Raw genomic sequence first — 19,817 nt, 5'->3', positions numbered from 1 at the left:
GCTAGCCCGGCGCGCCAGCGGTATGGACACGCTGCATCTCGCGGTCGTCTATCGGCCAGTGCAGCGCCGCCGACAGCACGCCCAGCGCCATCGCGCCCAGCCAGATCAGGTCATAGGAGCCGGTGGCCTCGAACACCACGCCGCCTAGCCATACGCCCAGGAAGGAACCCAGCTGGTGGCCGAAGAACACGAAGCCGAACAGAGTCGTGATGTAGCGCACGCCGAACACCTGGGATATCAGGCCGTTGGTCAGCGGCACCGTGCCCAGCCAGACAAAGCCCATGACCGCCGCGAACACGTAGACGGTCCATGACGACAGCGGCAGCAGCACGAACAGCGCAATGGCGGCCGTGCGCAGCAGATAGATGCCGGCCAGCAGGTACTTGCGGCGGTGGCGTCCGCCCAGGACGCCGCACACGTAGGTGCCCATGACGTTGGTCAGCGCGATGATGGCCAGCGCCGCCACCGCGTCGGAGGCGCGCAGGCCCTTGTCCATCAGGTAGGCGGGCAGGTGCGTGCCGATGAAGGCCAGCTGGAAGCCGCAAGCCAGGAAGCCCAGGTTCAACAGCCAGAAGCCGGGCTGGGCGAAGGCCTCGCGTATGGCTGCGGACATGGACAACCCTGCATCCCCCGCGGCCGCACCCTGCTCGCGCCCGGCCGATTCCCTCAGCGGCAACGCCAGGGGCAGCAGCATGACCAGCACCAGCGCGAACGACAGCAGGGCCGCGACCCAACCCCAGCCGCTGATCAGCCATTGCGCTGCCGGCACCATGGTGAACTGGCCCAGGCCGCCCACGGCGCCCGCCACGCCCAGCGCCCAGCTGCGGCGTTCAGGCGCCACCAGCCGGCTGAGCGCGCCGTAGATCACGGCGAATGCGGTGCCGGACAGCGCGATGCCTATGCACACGCCGGCTGTCCACAGGAACCCGGCGGGCGTGGCGGCATGCGCCATGCCCGCCAGCCCCAGCGCATAGAACACCAGTCCGCCCGCGATCACCTTGGCCGAGCCGTAGCGGTCGGCAATCATGCCGGTAAAGGGCTGGGCCACGCCCCAGGTCAGGTTCTGCACCGCCAGCGCCATGGCGAAGGTCTCGCGGCTCCAGCCGCGGTCCATCGTGACAGGCAGGAGGAACAGGCCCTGCACATGGCGCACGCCCAGTGCCAGGCCCATGATGACGCCGCCTGCCAGGACCAGCAGCAATAGTTGAGAGGCATCCAGGGAAGACTTGCGCAGGACGGGCATGGCGGACCTCGGCTGTGGATCGTCGCCTCCGTGCGGGCAGGCACCGGCGTCCATTACAGGGCCGGCGCGTGCGCGCATCAACCGATTATTTTTTGTCCGCTGCATGCTTTGCAGGAATGTCAGGACAGCGCCCGGAATCGGCGTCACGCAAGCTCGGATAGCCGTGTTTTTAACGGTTTGTTTTCGACAGTTACATTTATCGCCTAATTGCCTGCTGCCGCTGGTTACAGTGCTGCCTTCCCATCTTTCTTGGCAGGCATACGACCATGTGGCACGCCCAGCCCGGCCTTTACGCTTGCGCGGTTGCAACCCGCGCCGCTGCACGATGAAGACCCCGCTCGCCCTCAAACCGCTGGCGCTGGCCGTGGCGCTGGCTGCCCTGCCCGCCATCCCCGGCGCGGCCCAGGCTGGCTGGCTGGACCGGTGCGCCCCCGGCCTCAACGAATACAACAGCGCCGACCTGGAATGCCAACTGGCCTTCCACGAGGGCTTGGCGGCCGTACTGACAGGATCGGCCGACGACGACTCGGGACGCTGGGGCTATCTCAACCAGCAAGGCCGCATGGCCATCGCGCCAGCTTTCCAGGAAGTCAAATCCTTCCAGAACGGTCTGGCGGCCGCCAGCCAGGACGGACTCTGGGGCTATATCGACAAGCAGGGGCAGTGGGCCATCAAGCCGCGCTTTACCGAAGCGACGGGTTTCAATGCCGAAGGCACCGCGCTGGCCGAGGAGCAAGGGCAAGACGTGCTGATCGACCGCAGCGGCAAGGTGGTCAAGACCTTCGAGCTGGGCACGCGCTCCTGGGGCTTCCAGCGCGGGCAGAAACTGGCATCGATGGAAATGCCCATGCCGCCGCGCCTGTTCAACACCGAGACCGGCAAGGCGGCGACGCTGCCCGCCGGCGTCATGGCGCTGGCCGCGCCCAGCGGCGGCTACCTGCCCGCCCAATTGCGCGATTCACGCTACGGCGGCTGGTGGGGCCTGCTGGACGAGCAAGCCCGCTGGGCGATCGCGCCGGACGTGCTGCGCGCCCGCCAACCCGCGTTGCGCGATGGCGACGTGCTGGCTGTGAACCGCGAGCAAAGCTGGGAGTTCGTGAATGCCAGCGGCAAGTCCATCCATGAGCAGCGCTACGAGGACGTGCAGTTGGCAGGGCCCGGGCTGTGGTTGGTCAAGCAAAAAGGCGCAGGCAAGGCGCTGCTGCTGAACGCCAAGCTAGGCGTGCAGCATGCCTTCAAGGGCAATTACATCGGCCTGGATGAACGCGATGGCTGGCGCGTCATGATCGATGACGAGGCCGTGCTGCTGATCGATCCCGCCGGCAAGTTCCGCAAGATAGACGCGCGCCATGGCCGGGTGCAGCTGAGCAACGGGCTGGCCTGGGTGACGGCTTCGCTGGCGCCGCGCGCCGAGGACATGGCGGCTGACGCGGCAGCCGCAGCTGCGGCAGATGCCGCGGCGATGACGGGCGATGCCGCAGCCGCTGGTACTGCCGCAGTCTCTGACGAAGATGGACCAGGAGAGGCAGTCGAGGCCTCGGCCGACGCCGCGATCGCCTCGCAGGACGCGAGCGCGGCAGAAGCGGTCGCGGCGGCTTCCGAGGCCTCGGCAGCCGCGACCGTGGCGGTCGACATCGCCACGCCTGCCGCGATGGACGCAGCCACGGCGGCGGTGGACATCACCGGGGCCGCCGCCGCGGAAGCGACGAGCGCGGATGCATCGCCCGATGCCGGCGGCGGCCTGCTGCAGATCTATAAGCGCGACGGCAAACCATTGCTGGACGCCGACACGGTCGCGCGCCTGCAGGACTACGACATCAGAGCCTTTTCCGCCAGCGAGTCGGCCCGCGGCCGCGCCACCGCGGACAGCTTGCCGCTGGCCCTGTTGCAGCCCCTGGACTACAAGCAGCCTCTCGGCATCCTGACGTCCAAGGGCAAGATCGTGACCAATCCGGACTGGGAGGACATCTCCAGCTATGACGCGTCCATGCCCTTGCCGGTGCGCACCGTCAATGGCAAGTATGGCGCCATCGATGGCGACGGCGGCTGGGCCGTGCCGCCCCGCTATAGCGTCATCCGCCCGTTCCGCGGCGCTTACGCGCTGGCGGGCGGAGCGCGCAGCCGCAGCGACGACAGCCTGGTGATCGACGCCCATGGCAAGGCCGCGCAAGTGCCAGCCGAGGTGCTGGACGGCGCCATGAACTTCGACGGCGAACTGATCCAGTACCGCGCGCCAGACGAAAACCGCGAGAACCGCTGGGGCATCTGGAACGTCGCCCGGGGCGCGCCGGCGGTCAAGCCGGTATACGACAGCATGGAGAAGTTCGAGGACGACTGGACCAAGGTCCAGTACCAGGACCGCTGGGGCGTGATGAACCGCGAGGGCAAATGGGTGGTGCCCGCCACACAGGAAAGCTCGTACAAACTGGAGTACCTGGGCAACGGCTTGATGCTGATCGAGGACAACGGCTCCGGACAGCGCTCCCGCAGCTCTTTCGACACCACCTACCGCCTGGTGAACCTGCGTAGCGGCAAATCCAGCGAGCTTGTGACCGGTAAGCCAGAGCGACTGAAGGACGGGCGCTACCTGGGTACGCTGGCAGGCGGCGGAACCGTGGTGTTCGACGCCAAGGGCGGCGCCACGCGCGTGTCCGACAGCCGGGCCGAGCGCAAGGAGCTGTACCAGCACTGGCTCTACATCGAACACGAAGACGGCGAAGGCGCCATCGATGCCCGCGGCAACCTGAAGGTTCCCGCCATCTACGGCGAGTTCAATCCCTTCTTCGCGCAACCGGAGGGGCTGGCACGCGCCTATACCGGGTCCGGCTACCGCCTGATCGACCAGGATGGCAAGACCGTGCTGCCCAAGCGGGGCGACGGCTCGCCGCTGGCCTCCATGCAGCGCATCGTGTTCCATGATTCGGAAAACTCGGTCAGCGTCATGACGGACCTGCAGGGCCGCGAGATCACCCGCATCGATGGCACCTATAGCGTGGAAGACCGCCATGCCAACGAAGGCGTGGCGACCTACCGCAACGCCTCGGGCAACGGCAGGAACGGCTTCATCGACGCCAGCGGCAAGCGCATCGTTGGACCGCACTTCGACACGCTGGGCCCGCTGAACAACGGCCTGGCGGTGGCGCGCCGCCTGCAGTATTCCGGCAAGCTGTACGGCTACATCGACCTGACGGGACGCTATGCCATCCCGCCCGTCTTTACCTGGGCAGGAAACTTCAGCGAGGAACGCGCGCTGGTCCGCAGCAACCACCAGAGCCGGAACACGCAGTACATCGATACCAAGGGTGTGCCTATCGCCACCTTTACCGTGGTGTGCGACACCGTGACGATCCTGGACGACCAAGGCAGGATCACCTGGCCGCAACAGAAAATGGATTGCCCCGTGGCCGACAAGTTCGAACTCGCCCCCGACAACGCCAAAGCGAAACAACCATGAAGTCACGCGCGATACGCACCACCCGCCTTGCCTGCGCCCTGGCCGCGCTGGGCGCGTCCCTGTCGGCGCATGCGCAGTTCGGCAATTCATACTGCATCGAGGAAAAGCCCTACAGCCTCACGGTCGCCGATGACGTCAGCCCCTACGCCAACGGCTGCATCCGCGCGCTGGCGGACCAGCGCGCCGCGGTGCTGCTGCCGTCCGCGCTGGTGAACATCGACCGCGTGCCACGCGATCAGTCGCTGCGCCGCCATGCCTGGGGCTTCCTGGACCAGAACGGCCGGCTGGCGATTTCGCCCATCTTCGAAGCGGTGGGCGACTTCAGCCACGGCCTGGCCGCGGTGAAATGGAAAGGCAAATGGGGTTTCATCGATACCAAAGGCCGGATGGCGGTGCCGCCGCGCTACGACGCCGTGCAGGACTATGCCGAGATCGGCCTGACCGTGGCCATACTGGACGGCCGCTATCTACTGATCGACCGCAAGGGCCAACCGGTGGGCGAACCGCTGGACGAAGGCGTGCAATCGCTGCATCTGGGCGCGGGCGTGCCGGCGCTGGCGACGGTGGAGTACAAGCCGGAGTACCGCTCCAGCAGCGGCGAGCGCCGCTACAACGACGTCGGCGTCAGCCTCGTCAAGTCCTATGGCAATGGCCTGTACATCGCGATCAATGCGGAAGGCCGGTACGGCCTGGTGGACCGGGACTGGAAGTGGGTGCTGGAACCCGACTACCAGGACATTTCGGTGCCGGGCGAAGACGGTTCGATGGCGGTCGCCTATCACGAAAGCGAGGCGCTGCTGCTGGACGCGAATGGCAAGACCGTGGGCGCGGACCAGGGCTACCGCAGCATGATGCCCGTGACCCCGGCATTCTGGAGCGCCGAACTCGGCCGAGGCTCCTATGCCGTGCTGGACAGCGACGGCAAGCCCGTCATTACGCTCAAGTCCGCCGAAGCGCAGGGATCGCAGCGCTACGGCGACGCCATCGTCTACCCCTCCGGCGACAAGCAGATGGCGCTGGTGCCGGGACGCGCCGAGCCGCTGACGCTGGGCCCGGGCCTGATCGTGGCTGAAGACCAGAAAGGCTATGTGCTGTTCTCGAACGAGGAACGCGTACCCGTGGGCCTCTTGACGCCGATGGGCAACTGGCTGCACGGCGTAACGGCTCCCGCCTGGCTCAAGGACACCGGCAGGATGGTAGTCAGCCAGGGCAAGCTGTGGGTCTTCAAGCAGGAAGGCGAACTGCTCAACGTGCTGGACGATGAGGGCCGCGCACTGCTCAAGCCCGAAACGGTGGAGGCCGCCAAGAGCCGCTCGCTCCGGGAGCTGCCGCTGGACATTCCCGGCAGCGCGCTGGGCCTGCTGGCCCAGGACCACTGCCAATGCGACGAGGGCGGCGCCGGCCTGCTGCTGGCCGACGGCGGCATTGCCTCCGATCCGGCCTGGAGCAACATCGTCCCGCTGGACGGATCCGAAGATGACTATGGCGCGCAAGCCGAGGCAGAAGCCGCGGGACTCGAGGCGGAGCAACTACGCTATGCCGCGCAGACCGCCGAAGGCCTGCTGCTGCTGGATGCCATGGGCAAGCCCATGGACCTGCCCGTGCAACAACATATCGGACCGTTCCGCCACGGGTACGCGCCGGCCTATGCCGATGGCGTGAGCCGCATGCTGGACCGCGACGGCAAGACCTATGACCTGCCGCGCGACTTCTTCGAAGCGCAGATCGTCGCCCCCGGCGTGGTCCGCTTCCTCAAGACCGCGGCGGAGGGCTCGCCCTGGGGCTTGTACGACTTCGTCGCCGGCAAGGAACTCGCCGCGCCCGCGTTCCTGGACATCGGCCTGTTCCAGGACGGTCAGGCGATCGCCTCGCTGGGCCAGGACCGCGTCGGCGTCATCGACCTGCAGGGCAAGTGGATCATGCCGCCCAGCCACCATAGCGCCGAACGCATTACTGCCCGGATCTGGAAGCTGCGCCAGGCGGGACCGCAGGAGAATGAATATGAACGCCCCGCTGCCGTTTTCAACGCCGACGGTCGCGCGCTGACCGCCTTCCGGCCCAAGCTCTCGGTCGGCGTGGACAGCGACGGCGCAATCGCGGCCAGCGACGACAAGCACCGCTGGACCATCACCCCGGACGGTTCGGAAGCGGTGGACATGGAGGACGCGAACTACCTGCGCATGGGCGACTGGACGGTGCTGCGGCGCGGACCGCGCATCGGCTATCTGGACAGCCAGGGGCAATGGCAGATCGCGCCTTTGGCCGCCACCGCCGGTACCTTCCGCGGCGAACCGGCCCGCGCCCTGCTGACGGGCGAAGACGGTCCGCGCCTGATCGACGACCAGGGCAAGACCGTGACCACGCTGCCGGCCGGCGAATGGCGCTGGCCGCTGGGCTCCGACATGCTGCTGCGGCACTACTACGCGGGCAACCGGGAGATGACCGACTACACTGGCCTGGACGGCAAGAAGCGGCTCTCCGTCGAGGGCGTTGCGTCGGCCTACTCCGAAGGACGCGCCGTGGCGCGCGTGTCCAACCGGGGCATGCGCGCGGTGGACAGCAAGGGCGCGCTGGCCGGGCCCGCGTTCGACGCGCTGGGCCTGCTGCGCGAAGGCCTGGCGCCGGTCGGCATCGATAGCGGCTACGGCTACGTGGACGCTCAAGGCAAGTTGGTGATCGCCGCCGACTACCGGGCGGTCGCGCCGTTCCACAATGGCCGCACCGTCGTGTCCACGCTGGAGAAGTCGATGATCATCGACCCCGCCGGCAAGCAGGTGGCGCGCGTGGAAATCGAATGCGGCGTGCGCACGCTGTACGGCTCGCGCGACCAGCGGCTGTGGCCGCTGAGCCTGCCCAGCCGCTGCGCCCGCTAACGCCGCGCGCCTACTGCGCGTCCAGCGCCAGATAGCGGCGCGTCTGCACGATCTCTTCCCGCTCTTTGAAGCTGGTGAGCTGATCGGCCAGCGCGCTGCTGTCGCCGGTCTGCTTGATCGCCGCCAGCGTGGCCTGCATGGCATGGATGGCGGCGCGCTGCAGGTCCGACGGAATGATCGCCAGGCGGTAGCCCATGGCCGCCAAGTCGGCCAGCGGCGTGAGCGGCGTCTTGCCGCCGTAGAACATATTGATGAGCTTCAGGCCCGGCAGGCGTTCGGCGATGGCGCGGATCTGCTCCAGCGTCTCGGGCGCTTCCACGAAGATCATGTCCGCGCCCGCCTTCAGGTAGCGCTCGGCGCGCGATAGCGCGGCCTCGAAGCCTTCGACCGCGATGGCGTCGGTGCGCGCGATCACCAGCGCGTCTGGGTCGCTCAGGGTCTGGCGCGCGATGTGCACCTTGCGGCACATTTCCTCGGCATCCACCAGGCTCTTGTCGTCCAGATGGCCGCAGCGCTTGGGAAAGGACTGGTCTTCGATATGAAAGGCCGCCACCCCGGCGCGTTCCATGATGCGCACGGTGCGCTCCACGTTGGCCGAACCGCCGAAGCCGGTATCGGCGTCGGCCACCACCGGCAGGCCGCTGGCGTCCACGATCTTTTCCACGCGGTCCATCACCTCGGTAAAGCTGAGCAGGCCGATGTCCGGATAGCCCGCGGCCCGCGCGATGGCGCCGCCGCTGGCGTAGACGGCGGAAAAGCCTGCAGCCGCCACCAGCCGCGCCGACATGCCGTCATAGGCGCCGGGCGCCACGACGATGTCGCGGGCCAGGTGCTGGCGCAACAGGGTGCTGGGTTTGATGGGGGCAGTCATGTGGATTCCTTTGCGGGTGTCGTCGATGTATGCATGATCGGCGCGTCGCAATAGAATGTCCAATATATGGAAAATTGATAATCAATACTTTTAAAGTACAGATATGGAACTGCGCCATCTGCGTTACTTCGTCGCCACCGCCGAGGCCCAGCACTTCACGCGCGCGGCGGAACAGCTGGGCATGGCGCAGCCGCCGCTGTCGCAGCAGATCCGCCAGCTGGAGCAGGAAGTCGGCACGCCGCTATTCGACCGTATGGGGCGCGGCGTCGCGCTGAACGACGCCGGCCGTGCCTTCCTGGTTTGCGCGCAGGACATCCTGCAGCGCGCCCAGGCCGCCGTGCTGACCGCGCAGCGCGCCGCGCGCGGCGAAGTCGGCGAGCTCACCTTGGGATTCACGGAATCCGCGTCCTTCAGCGGCGTGGTGACGGAGCTGATACGGCAGTACCGGCAGCAGTATCCGGACGTGGAGATGACGCTGTCGCAAGGCGACAGCGAAACGCTGGTGGCGCAGCTGCGCAGCGGCGCCATCGACGCGGCCTTCGTGCGCCCGCCCTTTGCGCTGGACGGCGGCCTGGCATTCACGCAATTGGCGGCAGAGCCGCTGGTGGTAGCGCTGCCGCTGGGCCACCCGCTGGCGCGGCGCAAGCGGCTGGCGCCGGCCGACCTGGAGCAGGAGCGCTTCATCCTGTATTCGCGCAAGTCCGGCTATGGGCTCAGCGCCGACATCATGGCGGCCTGCCGCCAGCATGGGCTGAATCCGCAGATCGGCCAGCGCGCGCCGCAACTATCGTCGGCAGTAAACCTGGTGGCGGCGGGCATGGGCGTGGCCGTCGTGCCGGAGTCCTTGCGCCATTTGCGCCCCGACGGCGTGGTGTACCGCCCCTTCGCGCTGGACTGGCCGCGCGCGGTGCTGGGCCTGGCGGTGCGCGAGCAGGGCGCCGGCGGACGCGTGCGTAATCTGCTGGCCTTGGCCGGCGGCTGAGGATCTTGCCCGCGCGCCTGCCGGCGGATCGAGACCGGGCTCAGCCTTCGTGCGACTCGTGCACGGCGACCGCTCCGCGCTTCCAGTAGCTGGCCGCGCGGATGCGGCTCTTGTCGATGCCGTGCTGCGTCACCATGATTTCCCGCAAGGCCTTGGCCGCGGCGGATTCCGCGGCGACCCAGGCATAGCCTTCGCCCGCCGGCAGTTTCAGTTCGCGCGCCGCTTCCAGCAGCAGGGTGCTGTAGCCCGGCGCGGTGCCGTTGCGATGCAGCCAGCGCACGGAAGCCTGGGCCTGGGTAGGCAGCGGAATCTCGTTGGAGGCCTGCGGCACTTCGATCAGCACCAGCGCCTGCGCGGTGGCCGGCAACTCTTCCAGGCGGCGGGCAATGGCGGGCAAGGCGGTTTCGTCGCCGATCAGCACGTGCCAGTCGAAGCCCTTGGGCACGACGAAAGAGCCGCGCGGGCCGCCTATACCCAGTTGCTGGCCGGGTTCGGCCTGTTCCGCCCAGGTGGACGCGGGGCCGTCGCCATGCAGCACGAAATCGATGTCCAGCTCCCTGCGCGCCGTGTCGAAACGGCGCGGCGTGTAGTCGCGCGCGGCAGGCTTGGGCGCATCCTCGGGGAACTTGATGCCGTCCGAGGTTACGACCGGCAGCGCCGGCGGCAAGGACGGATCGGCGGGAAAAAACAGCTTCACATGGTCGTCGAACGAGGCGGACACGAAGTCCTGCAGGTCGTCGCCGGTGAAGGTGACGCGGGCCAGCAGGCCGGCAATGCGTTCGACGCTGGCCACGGTCAGCGTGCGCATCTTCAGGTCGTGGCGGACGCGTTCGACATTCAGGTCGTTGCGGGTCATGGATACTCCAGGAAAAGAATCGGAATCAGGAACAGCTCGGGTCCGTGATTTCCGCCGTGGCGCGGGCGAGGATGGCCGCGATGCGCCGTTGTTCTTGGGGCGAGGCGTCGGTGCGGTCCAGCAGCGCGCGCTTGAGCGCCTGGCGCGCGACCACGAATTCCGGCAGCCAACCCGTAGCGGTGTCTTCGCCTTCCGGACCGACAGTGCGCGGCTGGCCGCTCCAGGCCTGGCGCATCCAATCCATCTTGCGCGCCACGTGCTTGAGCTTGTTGAACATCAGCGCCAGGCGCTCGCGGTTGCCGTCCAGATGCACGCGGCCCGGCTCCGCCAGGTGGTAGCGCTTCTTCGCGCCCTCTTGCTCCACGGTGGCGTAGCCCAGCTCTTCCAAATAGGTCAGCGCGGGATAGACCATGCCGGGGCTGGGCGTATAGAAGCCGTTGCTGAGCGCGCCCAGCGCCTTGATCAGTTCGTAGCCATGGCTGGGATTTTTTTCCAGCAGGCCCAGCAGCATGAGCTGCAGGTCGTCGGCGCTGACTTTGCGGCTGCGGGTCCAACCGCGCCCGTCGTCGCCGAAACCGCCGCCGAAGCCGCCACCCTCGCCGCGCTCGTCGGCCGGACCGGAGAACCAGTCGCCGCCCGCGCCGGCGTGGCGCTGATGGTGGCCATGGCCCTCACCGTGGTGGCGATGGTGCGCATGGGAATGATGAGAATGGGAATGATCGTGGCGGCCCTCCGGCTTCTGGCGGGCACGGCGCACGAACGCGGTAAGGAATTGGGCATCACGCATGGTTTACCTCCAGTGTCTATCGCAAGATCTATATCTTACGACATATATCTTACGATATACCTGCGATAGTCCAACCGTCAAGCGCGACGTTCAATCACCCCTGCCGCGATCCCTCCCACGATGAGGGCCATGCCCGCCAGCAGCGAGGCGCTGACCGGCTCATGCAGGAACACGGCCGAACACAGCAGGCCGAACACGGGCACGCCCAAAAGCCCGATGGAAGTGACGGCCGCAGGCAATGCACGATTTACGTTCACGGCAGCCCAGTGCGCCACCGCGATGCCGAACACGCCGGCATAGCCCAGCAGCCACGCCAGGTCCGCGCTCCAGGTTACTTGCGGCGCGCCTTCGGTCGTGTAGGCCACCGCCGACAGCACGGCGGAGGCCAGCAGGGCCTGCCAGAACGCCAGTTCGAATGGCGGCGTCACCCAACGGTGAGCGCGCACGTAGACGATGTTGGCCGCCCAGCACAGCGCCGCCAGCAGGATCAGGCCGTTGCCCACCAGCGCGTCGCGGCTGCCCCAGTCGAAATCCAGCGGATTGAAGATGACGATCAGGCCCAGCAGGCCCAGCGTCAGGCCCAAGCGCCGGGCGCGGCCCACGGACTCTCCCAGGAACAGCCAGGCTCCTGGAATTACCCACAGCGGTGTGGTGTAGGCCAGCACGGCCGAGCGCCCCGCCGGCACATGCAGCATGCCCAGGCTGACCAGCGCGGCGAAGGCACCCATGTGCAGCAGCCCGACGCTAAGGATCACCGGTATGTCGGCCTTGACCGGCCACGCCACGCGGCGCAACGTCAGGCCCAGCACTAGCAACGCTGCCGCGCCCACCATCGTGCGCGCGGCAGCCGCCCAGATGGGCGTCATGTATTCCAACAGCTGCTTGTTGACGATCCAGGTGAAACCCCAGGCCAACACCACCACGCCCAAAAGCAGCAAGGCGTGGCGGCGGGGAAGCGCGGCGGTGGACATGATCGGCAGAGACGTCCGCGAGGACGCGGCAATACGGGAAAGACCCGACTATAGGAGCCGCCCGCCGCGGTGCCGTAGACCCACGCCGCGCCTATTCCCTGGTGCCACGGGCGGGCCTGGATCTGGCGGTTGTGCGCCCCCCCAGCCAGCGCTCGAAATCCGCCGCCTTCGGTTCGTCCGGCGCGGGCGCATAGACCACCAGCCGCAGATGCCGGCTCTCGTCCACCGACAAGGTGGAATGCTCGAACGTCAACTCGCCCAGGGACGGCAAACAAAGGCTGCGCAGGCCCATGCAGGCTCCATGCACATCGTGTTCGCGCCACCAGGCTTTGAAATCCGGCGACACGCATTCCAGTTCGTCGACCAGTTCGGCTACATCCGGCGCCTGGCCCGCGCTGGCGAAATCGCGGCGGAAGGTAGACAGCATGGCGGGCGCTTGCGCCGGCCAGTCCACGAACAGTTCGCGCATCGCCGGGTCGGCGAACAGCATCCACAGCAGGTTCCTGCGGCCTTCCGCCTGCGCCGAAAAATTGAACACCCGGTCCGCGGCCGCGTTCCACACCACCACGTCCCAGCGCAGATTGAGGATGTAGGCAGGACGCGCCGGCAGATCGTCCATCAGCCGTCGCACCTGCGCAGGGACCGTGCACCAGGTCCGGCCCGGTTCCGATGGCGGACGCTGGTGCGCCAGCAGGTACAAGTGGCGGCGCTCGGCGGCGTCCAGCTGCAGCACGCGCGCCAGGTTTTCCAGGAACCCGGCCGACACGCTGATGTTGCGGCCTTGTTCGAACCAGGTGTACCAGGCCAAGCCCACGCCAGCCAACGCGGCGACTTCCTCGCGACGCAATCCCGGCGTGCGCCGGCGGCCTCCCGCAGGCAGCCCGGCTGCGGCGGGACTGAGCCGTTCGCGGCGCAGCCGCAGGAACTCGGACAGATCGGCGCGGGTGCGCGCCAGGCGCTTCGGGGCTTCGGTAGCGGTCATGAGTCTATTGCACCCAGTAATAGCATAACTAGCTAAATTGTATAAGGCTAAAAGCCTCTACAGAATAGCGCCCATCCCGACTCCGATGGCGCTTTCCATGACATCCTCCACGCGCCCCTGCCCCGCCCTGCACGCTGCGCCGCCCCCTGCCATGGGCCGCCTGGGCCTGGCCGTGCTGCTGTCGGGCGGCTTCATCACGATCTTCGATCTGTTCGTGGTGAACGTCGCCATCCCCAGCATGCAGTCCACCCTGTCCGCCAGCTTCGCGCAGATCAGCTTCATCATCGCCGCCTATGAACTGGCCTATGGCGTGCTGCTGATCGCGGGCAGCCGGCTGGGCGACCGTCATGGCAGGCGACGCCTGTTCATGCTGGGCATGGCAGGATTTGCGCTGGCCTCGGCGCTGTGCGGCCTGGCGCCCACGGCCGACACGCTGATCGCGGCGCGCGTCCTGCAAGGCATGGCGGCGGCCATGCTGTTTCCGCAGGTCTACGCGCTGATCCGCGTCAGCTACCAGGGCCACGAACGGCAGCGCGCTTTCGGTCTGCTGGGCATGACGCTGGGGCTGGCGGCGATCGCGGGACAAGTGCTGGGAGGCTGGATCGTGCACGCCGACCTGTTCGGCCTGGCGTGGCGCAGCATCTTTCTGCTCAATGTGCCGCTGGGCCTGCTGGCGTGGCGACTGGCTCGCCACATTCCGGAATCTCGCGAGCCTTCGGGTGCGCGCATGGACTGGCCCGGCGCGGCGCTGGTGGGCGCGGGCCTGACCTTGCTGTTGCTGGCGCTGATCGAAGGGCCCACGCGGCACTGGCCCGCGTGGACCTTGGCTTGCGGCGCGGCCGCGGTCGTCGCGCTGGCGTTGTTCGTGCGCATGCAGCGCCGCATCGCGGCGCGCGGCGGCGCGCCCCTGGTCGACATGGCTTTGTTGGCACAACCGCGCTTCGCGGCAGGCTGCCTCTTGGTGATGCTGGTGTTCTCAACCGCCAGCGCCATGTTCCTCTGCTATGCGCTGCTGGTGCAGACCGGCTTCGGCTTGGACGCGCTGACGGCAGGCCTGATCTTCGCGCCGGCCAGCGTGGGCTTCGTGGCCGGATCGATGGTGGCGCCGCGGCTGGTGGCGCGCTTCGGCACCCGCGCCATCGCGCTGGCCGCGCTGCTGTATGGCGCCGCCACCGCGACCTTGATGCTGCAGGTCGGCGCGGCCGGCGCCAGCCTCGCACCATGGTCGCTATTGCCGGCGCTGGTGTGGTTGGGAGCCGCACAAGGCGCCGTCAACACGCCGCTGGTGAATCTGGCGCTGGGCTTGGTGGAAGACCGCCATGCCGGCATGGCGGCAGGCGTCGTATCAACCTTGCAGCAGGTGGGCGCGGCGCTAGGCGTGTCCGCGGCGGGCATGCTGTACGCCGGCGCGCTGGACGCCCATGCCGCTGCGGGCGCGGCCGAACGTCACGCCAGCGCTTTTGCCAGCGCCATGCAGTTCAACGTAGCGGTGATCCTGGCTGCGGCACTTGTACTATGGCGGCTAGGAGGTCGCTTGCCGGCGCCGCGCGCCGCTATTGGTAGCTCATCGTAAACGTGGCGCGGCCATTGGCGGACCCATTCGTCACAACGGGCTCGGTCTGCACATAGCGCGCCGACAGTGGAATGGAGTACGTGCCGGTACCCGTAGACACCGAGCCCGCGTACCATTGGTTGACGTTTCCGACCGCTTGCGAATCCGGGCCATAGCCAAGCACGGCGTCTCCCTTCAGGATCTCGATGCCGACACCTCTGGCTTGGGAATCCGGCGACAACGTCAGAACATTGGAGCGGTTGCCGGTGTTGGTGGCGTCGGTCAGCGTGGCATACACCTCTCTGGACATACCCGCATTTCCACCCGAGCACTTCAGATCGATGCTAAAAGGCCGTGCGGACGAGGTGGAGCCGACCCCCTTGAAGCTGCTTGCGGGAAAACTCCCCAACGGCGCCTTGATGGGTCCGCTCGACGAAACCGAACAGGTGGGCGGTTTCAGTATTTCTACGGTGCCCGAAACGAGGAAATACGCAAACAGAGAGGGGTTGGTGGGATGCACGTAGTTGTCGAGCATTTTGCCGATAGGTGCACGCGATATGGTGCTCTCGGTCATGGGTCCGGTCTTGATCAGCTCGACGCGCAAGCCGATATTGTTCACGTCAGGCCCGAATCGAGCTGTGCAACTCACAGGAAAGAGGCCGGTGGCGCACGTTCCCCCTGTCAGCGTCAGGCGGGCGCCGACTCCCCGAATGCCGGTCTCGAAAATATTGGGTCCAACCCGCGCACCCACACCTTCGAACGACATCAGGACGTTGCCGCTAAGACAGGAACCAGGGCCACCGAATTTGCCGTTGGCAACAGTATCAAAAGACAGCAGCACAGTACCGTCCGGCGTCTTGGGATCGACGACGAGCTTGACATTTGAGTGGACGAGCGCGCTATTGCCAGAATATGGACAAAGCCCGGCATAGGCACTGGGAGACAGCGCCAGCAACAAGAGCATCACGCCAAATGAGTATAGGTTTCGAAAAATCTTCATTTTGTAATTCCGATCGGTAGCGATTGCACAGCCGTTTAATTGGTTAATCACAACGGATTTCGATCTGCTGATAAGTATCGGGACGCGTGCCTTTCTCCATTGCCGGCAGCTCGTAAGCCATGCGGCAAGCATCGCCAGACTGCTCGCCCCACTTGGCGGTCAACTGACCACTCTCCTGCAAACCCCGCGCCAGCACGCGGCTGGCCTGCCCGACCAGACCGACTTCCACGCCATGCTCGTCCATCACGCTGGCGCCGAACGGCAGCGGTTTGCCATCGGCTTTCAGCACCTGCAGCATCGCTGACCGACCCGACACCGTGGCGTACCGCAGCATCGCGACCGCTCCGGCGCGGGGCGCCACCTGCTGGCTGGTGACCTGCAGCTCCACATCCGTCGACAAACCCTTGGGGTCGATTTCCACCGCGTTCATGCGATACGGCGTCAGATGCGGCACCACGGCATAGCCGCGGCTGTTGACGCGTACGCCGGAAGCATTGAGCAGGCGCGCGCCTTCGGCGTCGGGCGCTTCAACGATGCCGAAGGTCTCGGACAAGGGTTGCGACAGCGTGACGCCGCCCGGATGGACCACGACTGCGCCGCGCATGCCGACCGAGCTTTGCGAGTAGCCCGTGCCCACGCCCGCGCTGCCTGTGAATTCCGCTACCGGTGCGCGGTAAAGCAAGTTGGCGCTTCCGCCGCTGATGGACTCGCTGGAACCGCCGGAGGCGTGATCGGCGCTCAAGCCATAGGACAGCTGATTGTCCTCGCCCGTGGAGCCGGACAGCGTGCTTTGCACCTGCATGCGGCCGGTGGCAGCGCGTCCTACGTTGGTGGACAGGCTGAGCGGATTGCTCTTGCCCAGCGGAATGCTGAGCGTGGCGTAGACCGCAGTGCCCATCTGCTGACGGCTGTCGCGCTGGCGCTGGACCGTCAGGTTGTAGCCTAGGGTCTTGTAGGTGTTGGCATAGGCGATGCTGTAGTTCACGTCCCGGCCGTCGCGGTTCCAATGGTCCACGGTCGAGCCGGTAAAGTTGATGCTGCCGCGCTGTCCACCCAACTGCTGGCTGAGGACGAGCGAGGCGCGGTTGCGCTCGCGCACCATGCTGCCGGAATAGCGGTACTGGCCATAACCGTAGAGCGAATTCATGGCTTCGTTCAGGCCATAGAAGCCGCCGGTGGAATAGCGGTACGCCGCGATGGAAACGTTGGTGCCGGTGTTGGGCAGGTTCTTGGCGTAGCTGGCGCGCATGCTGGTGCCGGTATGCGTGACACCGTTCTGCGACAGGCGCGACTGGGTCGCATCCACGCCGATCGCGCCGACCGATGTATTGAGCGTGCCGCCCAGCAAGGCCGAGGTGTAGTTCTGCGCCACCGTGGCGCCGGCATAGCCCGTCACCAGGTTGGACAGACCGCGCTGGTAGGTGGCCTGCATGAAATGCGGGCTTTTCGACAGCTGCTTGTTGCGCACGGCGCCGCCCACCACGCTGTAGCGGCTCACCCCGGGACGCAGCGACATCGGCACGGCCGCGTAGGGCACGGAGAACGTGCGCACGCTGCCATCGGCCTCCTGCACCGACACTTCCAGGTCGCCGCCGTAGCCGGTGGCGTACAGGTCGGTAATTTCGAAGGCGCCCGGCGCCACCGTGGTTTCGTAGATGATGGCCGAGTTCTGGCGGATGGTGACGCGCGCGTTGCTGTTGGCCACGCCGCGCACCACCGGCGCGTAGCCGCGCAGCGAGTCGGGCAGCATGCGGTCGTCGCTGGCCAGGCGCATGCCCTTGAAGGGCGTGGAGTCGAACAGTTCGCCAGTGGTGTAGGTTTCGCCCAGGGTCAGCTGGGACGACAGCGCAACGATCTCGCGCTGGGCGTAGGTCGAGATGTTCTGGTACTGGCGGCGGCCCTGGGAATCGAAGGAATACGAACCGTTGTGGCGCAGCCGCCAGTCGCCGATGTTGGCGCCGGCCCGCAGGCCCAGATAGCCCTGCCGCTGCGTGCCGCCAAATGCGTTGTTGCGGTAGTTGTACAGATTGAAGTCGTAATCCAGCATGGCCGCATTCACGCCCGAGTCCCACAGCTCCGGACTGACATAGCCGCGGGCGTGACGGCTCATGGAGGCCTGGGGAATGCTCAGGTCCAGGCGTTGGTCGCCAAAGTCGAAATCACTGCCTGCGTCGGCGGCGATTTCGTCCAGACGCAGGCTGGCGCCTTGCGCCAGCTTGTCGGTCGCCTCGGCGGACAGCTTGCCAAGGTCAACGCCGATGCGCTGCAACAGTTGACGGTCGAACACAGGCTGCGCCGCCGCCTCGCCTGCAGCCGGCGCGAACGACACCTCCACGCGGCCCACATAGCCCTGATTGATGAACAGGTCCACGATGTAGTTGCCGGGCGCGACGGCATTGCCTTTCGCGTAGCGGGAGAGATCCGTGCGCTGGCCCGAACCGCCCATCAGGAAGGCATCTTCGAACTCCACCGTGGCCACCATGGTCCCCGGCGCCGCGGTCTCGGCGGCATGCGCGTCCAGGCCGTGCGAGGCCAGGGCCACCAGCAACGAGGCGCACTGGGGCGTCAAGCGCAGGCAGGCACGGGCTCGCGTGTACAGGAGCGGGGATAGAGAGTTTTTCATAACAGCGGCGTGAAAAAAAGGACAGGACAAAAACGCGGAGCAAGACTCTCCCTGGGGATGCCGTTGCCGGCATCCATCAAAGAAGCTTGGTCATGAAGGGTGGGCCGCGTTTATGCGGCCATCAGACTTAGCGCGCGACGCCCGACGTCAAGGGCTGCGAGCCTTCGACGTTCGCGCCCCAGTCGTTAATGCTGTTGAACTTGACCTGGTCGCCAGCAGCCGGCGCCGACGCCATCCCCGCGATGGGGAAGAGCGCGGACTCGCCCGGCTTGACATGGCCGGCGCCCGCGTCGAAGGACTGCCCGCCGGACTGCAGACTGATCTTGCCTAGGTTCACGACGTACGGCGTGGGATTGCTTGCCTTCAGCGCGTAGCCCTTGCCGGACTGGGCGGAAGTCACCTCCCAACGCAACTGTGCCGGCGCCTCGTCGGCCTGGCCTTGCAGGCCTTGCGGGCGGTACATCACCTTGATGCGCGTGCGAAAGGCGATCTGCAGGCGGTTTGCATCCTCGCCGGCCTGGGGCTTGGGCGGGACTTCCAGCACGTTGAGCCAGAACAGGCTTTCCTTGTCCTGTGCCATCGTCTCCTTGGTGTGGATCATCCTCAGCGTCTGCCCCTTGCCGGGGTCTACGCGGAAGATCGCGGGCGTCAGCACGAAGGGGACCTTCAACGTTTCCGGCGCGTCGGTGATGTTGCCGTCGTCCAGCCAGGCCTGCACCAGGGCCGGTGCGCGGCCGTCATTGCTCAGCTTGATCGTGACTTCGCGCTCTTGCGCCGGATAGATCACGCGAGTGCTGGCGATGACAACGCTGGCCTGCGCCTGGATTGCGATACAGCCCGCGGCGAGCGCTGCGGCGGCCATCAGGGTGCGGCGTAGAGTTTTCATGATGTGGCCCTTGGTGGTGAATGCTGTGTGAATGATGGGTTTCCTTCCAAGCCGTCTCGGGGAGCGGGGTGAAACGGCTTGCAGGGAAACACGCGCCTCGGCGGCCCCGGGGAGGCGGCCGCCGAGTCGGCGCATTACTGGTAGGAGATCGAGTACTGCACGCGCGAATTAGCGGCACCGGCGGTGGCGCCACCCAGCGAGTGGTATTCGACGAAGTAGTCCAGGTCAGCCTTGCCGCCGGCGAGCGTCACCGTCTGCGAGTTCTGCTGGCCAATGGCCGCGCCGGCCTTGATTTCGCCGAACGAGTTGTTCAACAGGCCGAGTTCGACCTTGTTGGCGCCGCCGGCGTCGACCGTCAGGCGGCCGGTTTCTTGCGAGACGGTGGGGCCGCCTTCAAAATGAACCGAGACCGGCTGGTCATCGGTGCAGTTGGTCAGCGCGATCTTGAACGGCGTGCGACCGGCGGTGGCGCCCGCGGTTTCCAGCGTCTTGGCCGACACGGTGGGCAGCGCCACGGTGAAGTTCTCGCCGCCGTTGCCGCCGTTGATGGCGCAGGTGTTAGCGGTGATGTTGCCGGTGAATTCGATGGTGCCGTCAGCGGCGTGGGCGCTGGCGAAGGTGGCCAGGCCGGCGATGGCCAGAGCGGCGGTCAGAAGGTTCTTTTTCATGATGTCTTTGCGATGGAGTTTGAGGTGAAAGGAATCGCCGTTGCCGGCGAGTCTTTGCTGCGTGCGCTT

General features: G+C 66.7%; 14 protein-coding genes. 4 read left to right on the top strand and 10 right to left on the bottom strand.

Annotated elements, in window-relative coordinates; all coding sequences use genetic code 11:
- Position 1: 1 nt before the first annotated feature.
- On the bottom strand, positions 2–1,243 hold the full coding sequence (locus IPU70_RS14185) for an MFS transporter (protein WP_207468093.1): 1,242 nt from the start codon (positions 1,241–1,243) through the stop codon (positions 2–4).
- 325 nt (positions 1,244–1,568) lie between these two features.
- Here IPU70_RS14185 and IPU70_RS14180 point away from each other — a divergent pair, with 325 nt between their 5' ends.
- Positions 1,569–4,697: a WG repeat-containing protein gene (locus IPU70_RS14180; RefSeq protein WP_207468092.1), complete on the top strand. Its 3,129-nt coding sequence runs from the start codon at positions 1,569–1,571 to the stop codon at positions 4,695–4,697.
- Positions 4,694–7,570 carry a WG repeat-containing protein gene (locus tag IPU70_RS14175; protein ID WP_207468091.1) on the top strand — a complete coding sequence of 959 codons (2,877 nt, stop codon included), beginning with the start codon at positions 4,694–4,696 and terminating at the stop codon, positions 7,568–7,570. Before IPU70_RS14180 ends, IPU70_RS14175 begins: the two co-directional genes overlap by 4 nt.
- Before the next feature lie 10 nt (positions 7,571–7,580).
- Here IPU70_RS14175 and IPU70_RS14170 read toward each other — a convergent pair whose 3' ends face one another.
- Entirely contained in the window at positions 7,581–8,441 is an 861-nt protein-coding gene (locus IPU70_RS14170; RefSeq protein ID WP_207468090.1) for an oxaloacetate decarboxylase, read from the bottom strand.
- Between the two features lie 103 nt (positions 8,442–8,544).
- Between IPU70_RS14170 and IPU70_RS14165 the strand changes: the two genes are divergently transcribed.
- On the top strand, positions 8,545–9,423 hold the full coding sequence (locus IPU70_RS14165; RefSeq protein WP_207468088.1) for a LysR family transcriptional regulator: 879 nt from the start codon (positions 8,545–8,547) through the stop codon (positions 9,421–9,423).
- A 40-nt stretch (positions 9,424–9,463) separates the two neighbouring features.
- Here the strand turns inward: IPU70_RS14165 and IPU70_RS14160 are convergent, their stop codons facing one another.
- The 4 genes from IPU70_RS14160 to IPU70_RS14145 form a co-directional block, all read right to left on the bottom strand.
- Positions 9,464–10,279 (bottom strand): siderophore-interacting protein, encoded by an 816-nt coding sequence (locus IPU70_RS14160; RefSeq protein WP_207468087.1) that lies wholly within the window; start codon positions 10,277–10,279, stop codon positions 9,464–9,466.
- Positions 10,280–10,304: 25 nt separating this feature from the next.
- Positions 10,305–11,066, bottom strand: coding sequence for a PadR family transcriptional regulator (locus tag IPU70_RS32785; RefSeq protein ID WP_242702493.1), 762 nt, complete (start codon positions 11,064–11,066; stop codon positions 10,305–10,307).
- A gap of 77 nt (positions 11,067–11,143) precedes the next feature.
- On the bottom strand, positions 11,144–12,037 hold the full coding sequence (locus IPU70_RS14150) for a DMT family transporter (RefSeq protein ID WP_207468086.1): 894 nt from the start codon (positions 12,035–12,037) through the stop codon (positions 11,144–11,146).
- A 91-nt stretch (positions 12,038–12,128) separates the two neighbouring features.
- Positions 12,129–13,019, bottom strand: a complete 891-nt coding sequence (locus tag IPU70_RS14145; protein WP_207468085.1) for a helix-turn-helix transcriptional regulator — start codon at positions 13,017–13,019, stop codon at positions 12,129–12,131.
- A 97-nt stretch (positions 13,020–13,116) separates the two neighbouring features.
- Here IPU70_RS14145 and IPU70_RS14140 point away from each other — a divergent pair, with 97 nt between their 5' ends.
- Positions 13,117–14,592 (top strand): MFS transporter, encoded by a 1,476-nt coding sequence (locus IPU70_RS14140; RefSeq protein ID WP_242702492.1) that lies wholly within the window; start codon positions 13,117–13,119, stop codon positions 14,590–14,592.
- On the opposite strand, the gene IPU70_RS14135 is transcribed toward IPU70_RS14140, so the two are convergent.
- The 4 genes from IPU70_RS14135 to IPU70_RS14120 form a co-directional block, all read right to left on the bottom strand.
- Positions 14,573–15,571, bottom strand: a complete 999-nt coding sequence (locus IPU70_RS14135) for a fimbrial protein (RefSeq protein WP_207468084.1) — start codon at positions 15,569–15,571, stop codon at positions 14,573–14,575. The genes IPU70_RS14140 and IPU70_RS14135 overlap by 20 nt on opposite strands.
- 43 nt (positions 15,572–15,614) lie before the next feature.
- On the bottom strand, positions 15,615–18,194 hold the full coding sequence (locus IPU70_RS14130; RefSeq protein WP_207468083.1) for a fimbria/pilus outer membrane usher protein: 2,580 nt from the start codon (positions 18,192–18,194) through the stop codon (positions 15,615–15,617).
- Between the two features lie 127 nt (positions 18,195–18,321).
- Positions 18,322–19,080, bottom strand: coding sequence for a molecular chaperone (locus IPU70_RS14125; protein ID WP_207468082.1), 759 nt, complete (start codon positions 19,078–19,080; stop codon positions 18,322–18,324).
- Between the two features lie 134 nt (positions 19,081–19,214).
- Positions 19,215–19,748, bottom strand: coding sequence for a fimbrial protein (locus IPU70_RS14120; RefSeq protein WP_207468081.1), 534 nt, complete (start codon positions 19,746–19,748; stop codon positions 19,215–19,217).
- Positions 19,749–19,817 lie beyond the last annotated feature (69 nt).

The organism is Achromobacter sp. SD115 (genome assembly GCF_017355315.1).
GTDB classification, from domain to species: Bacteria; Pseudomonadota; Gammaproteobacteria; order Burkholderiales; family Burkholderiaceae_B; genus Achromobacter; species Achromobacter xylosoxidans_B.
Note: the sequence above shows the minus strand (reverse complement) of the source record. Positions and strands in the feature narration are given on the sequence as shown.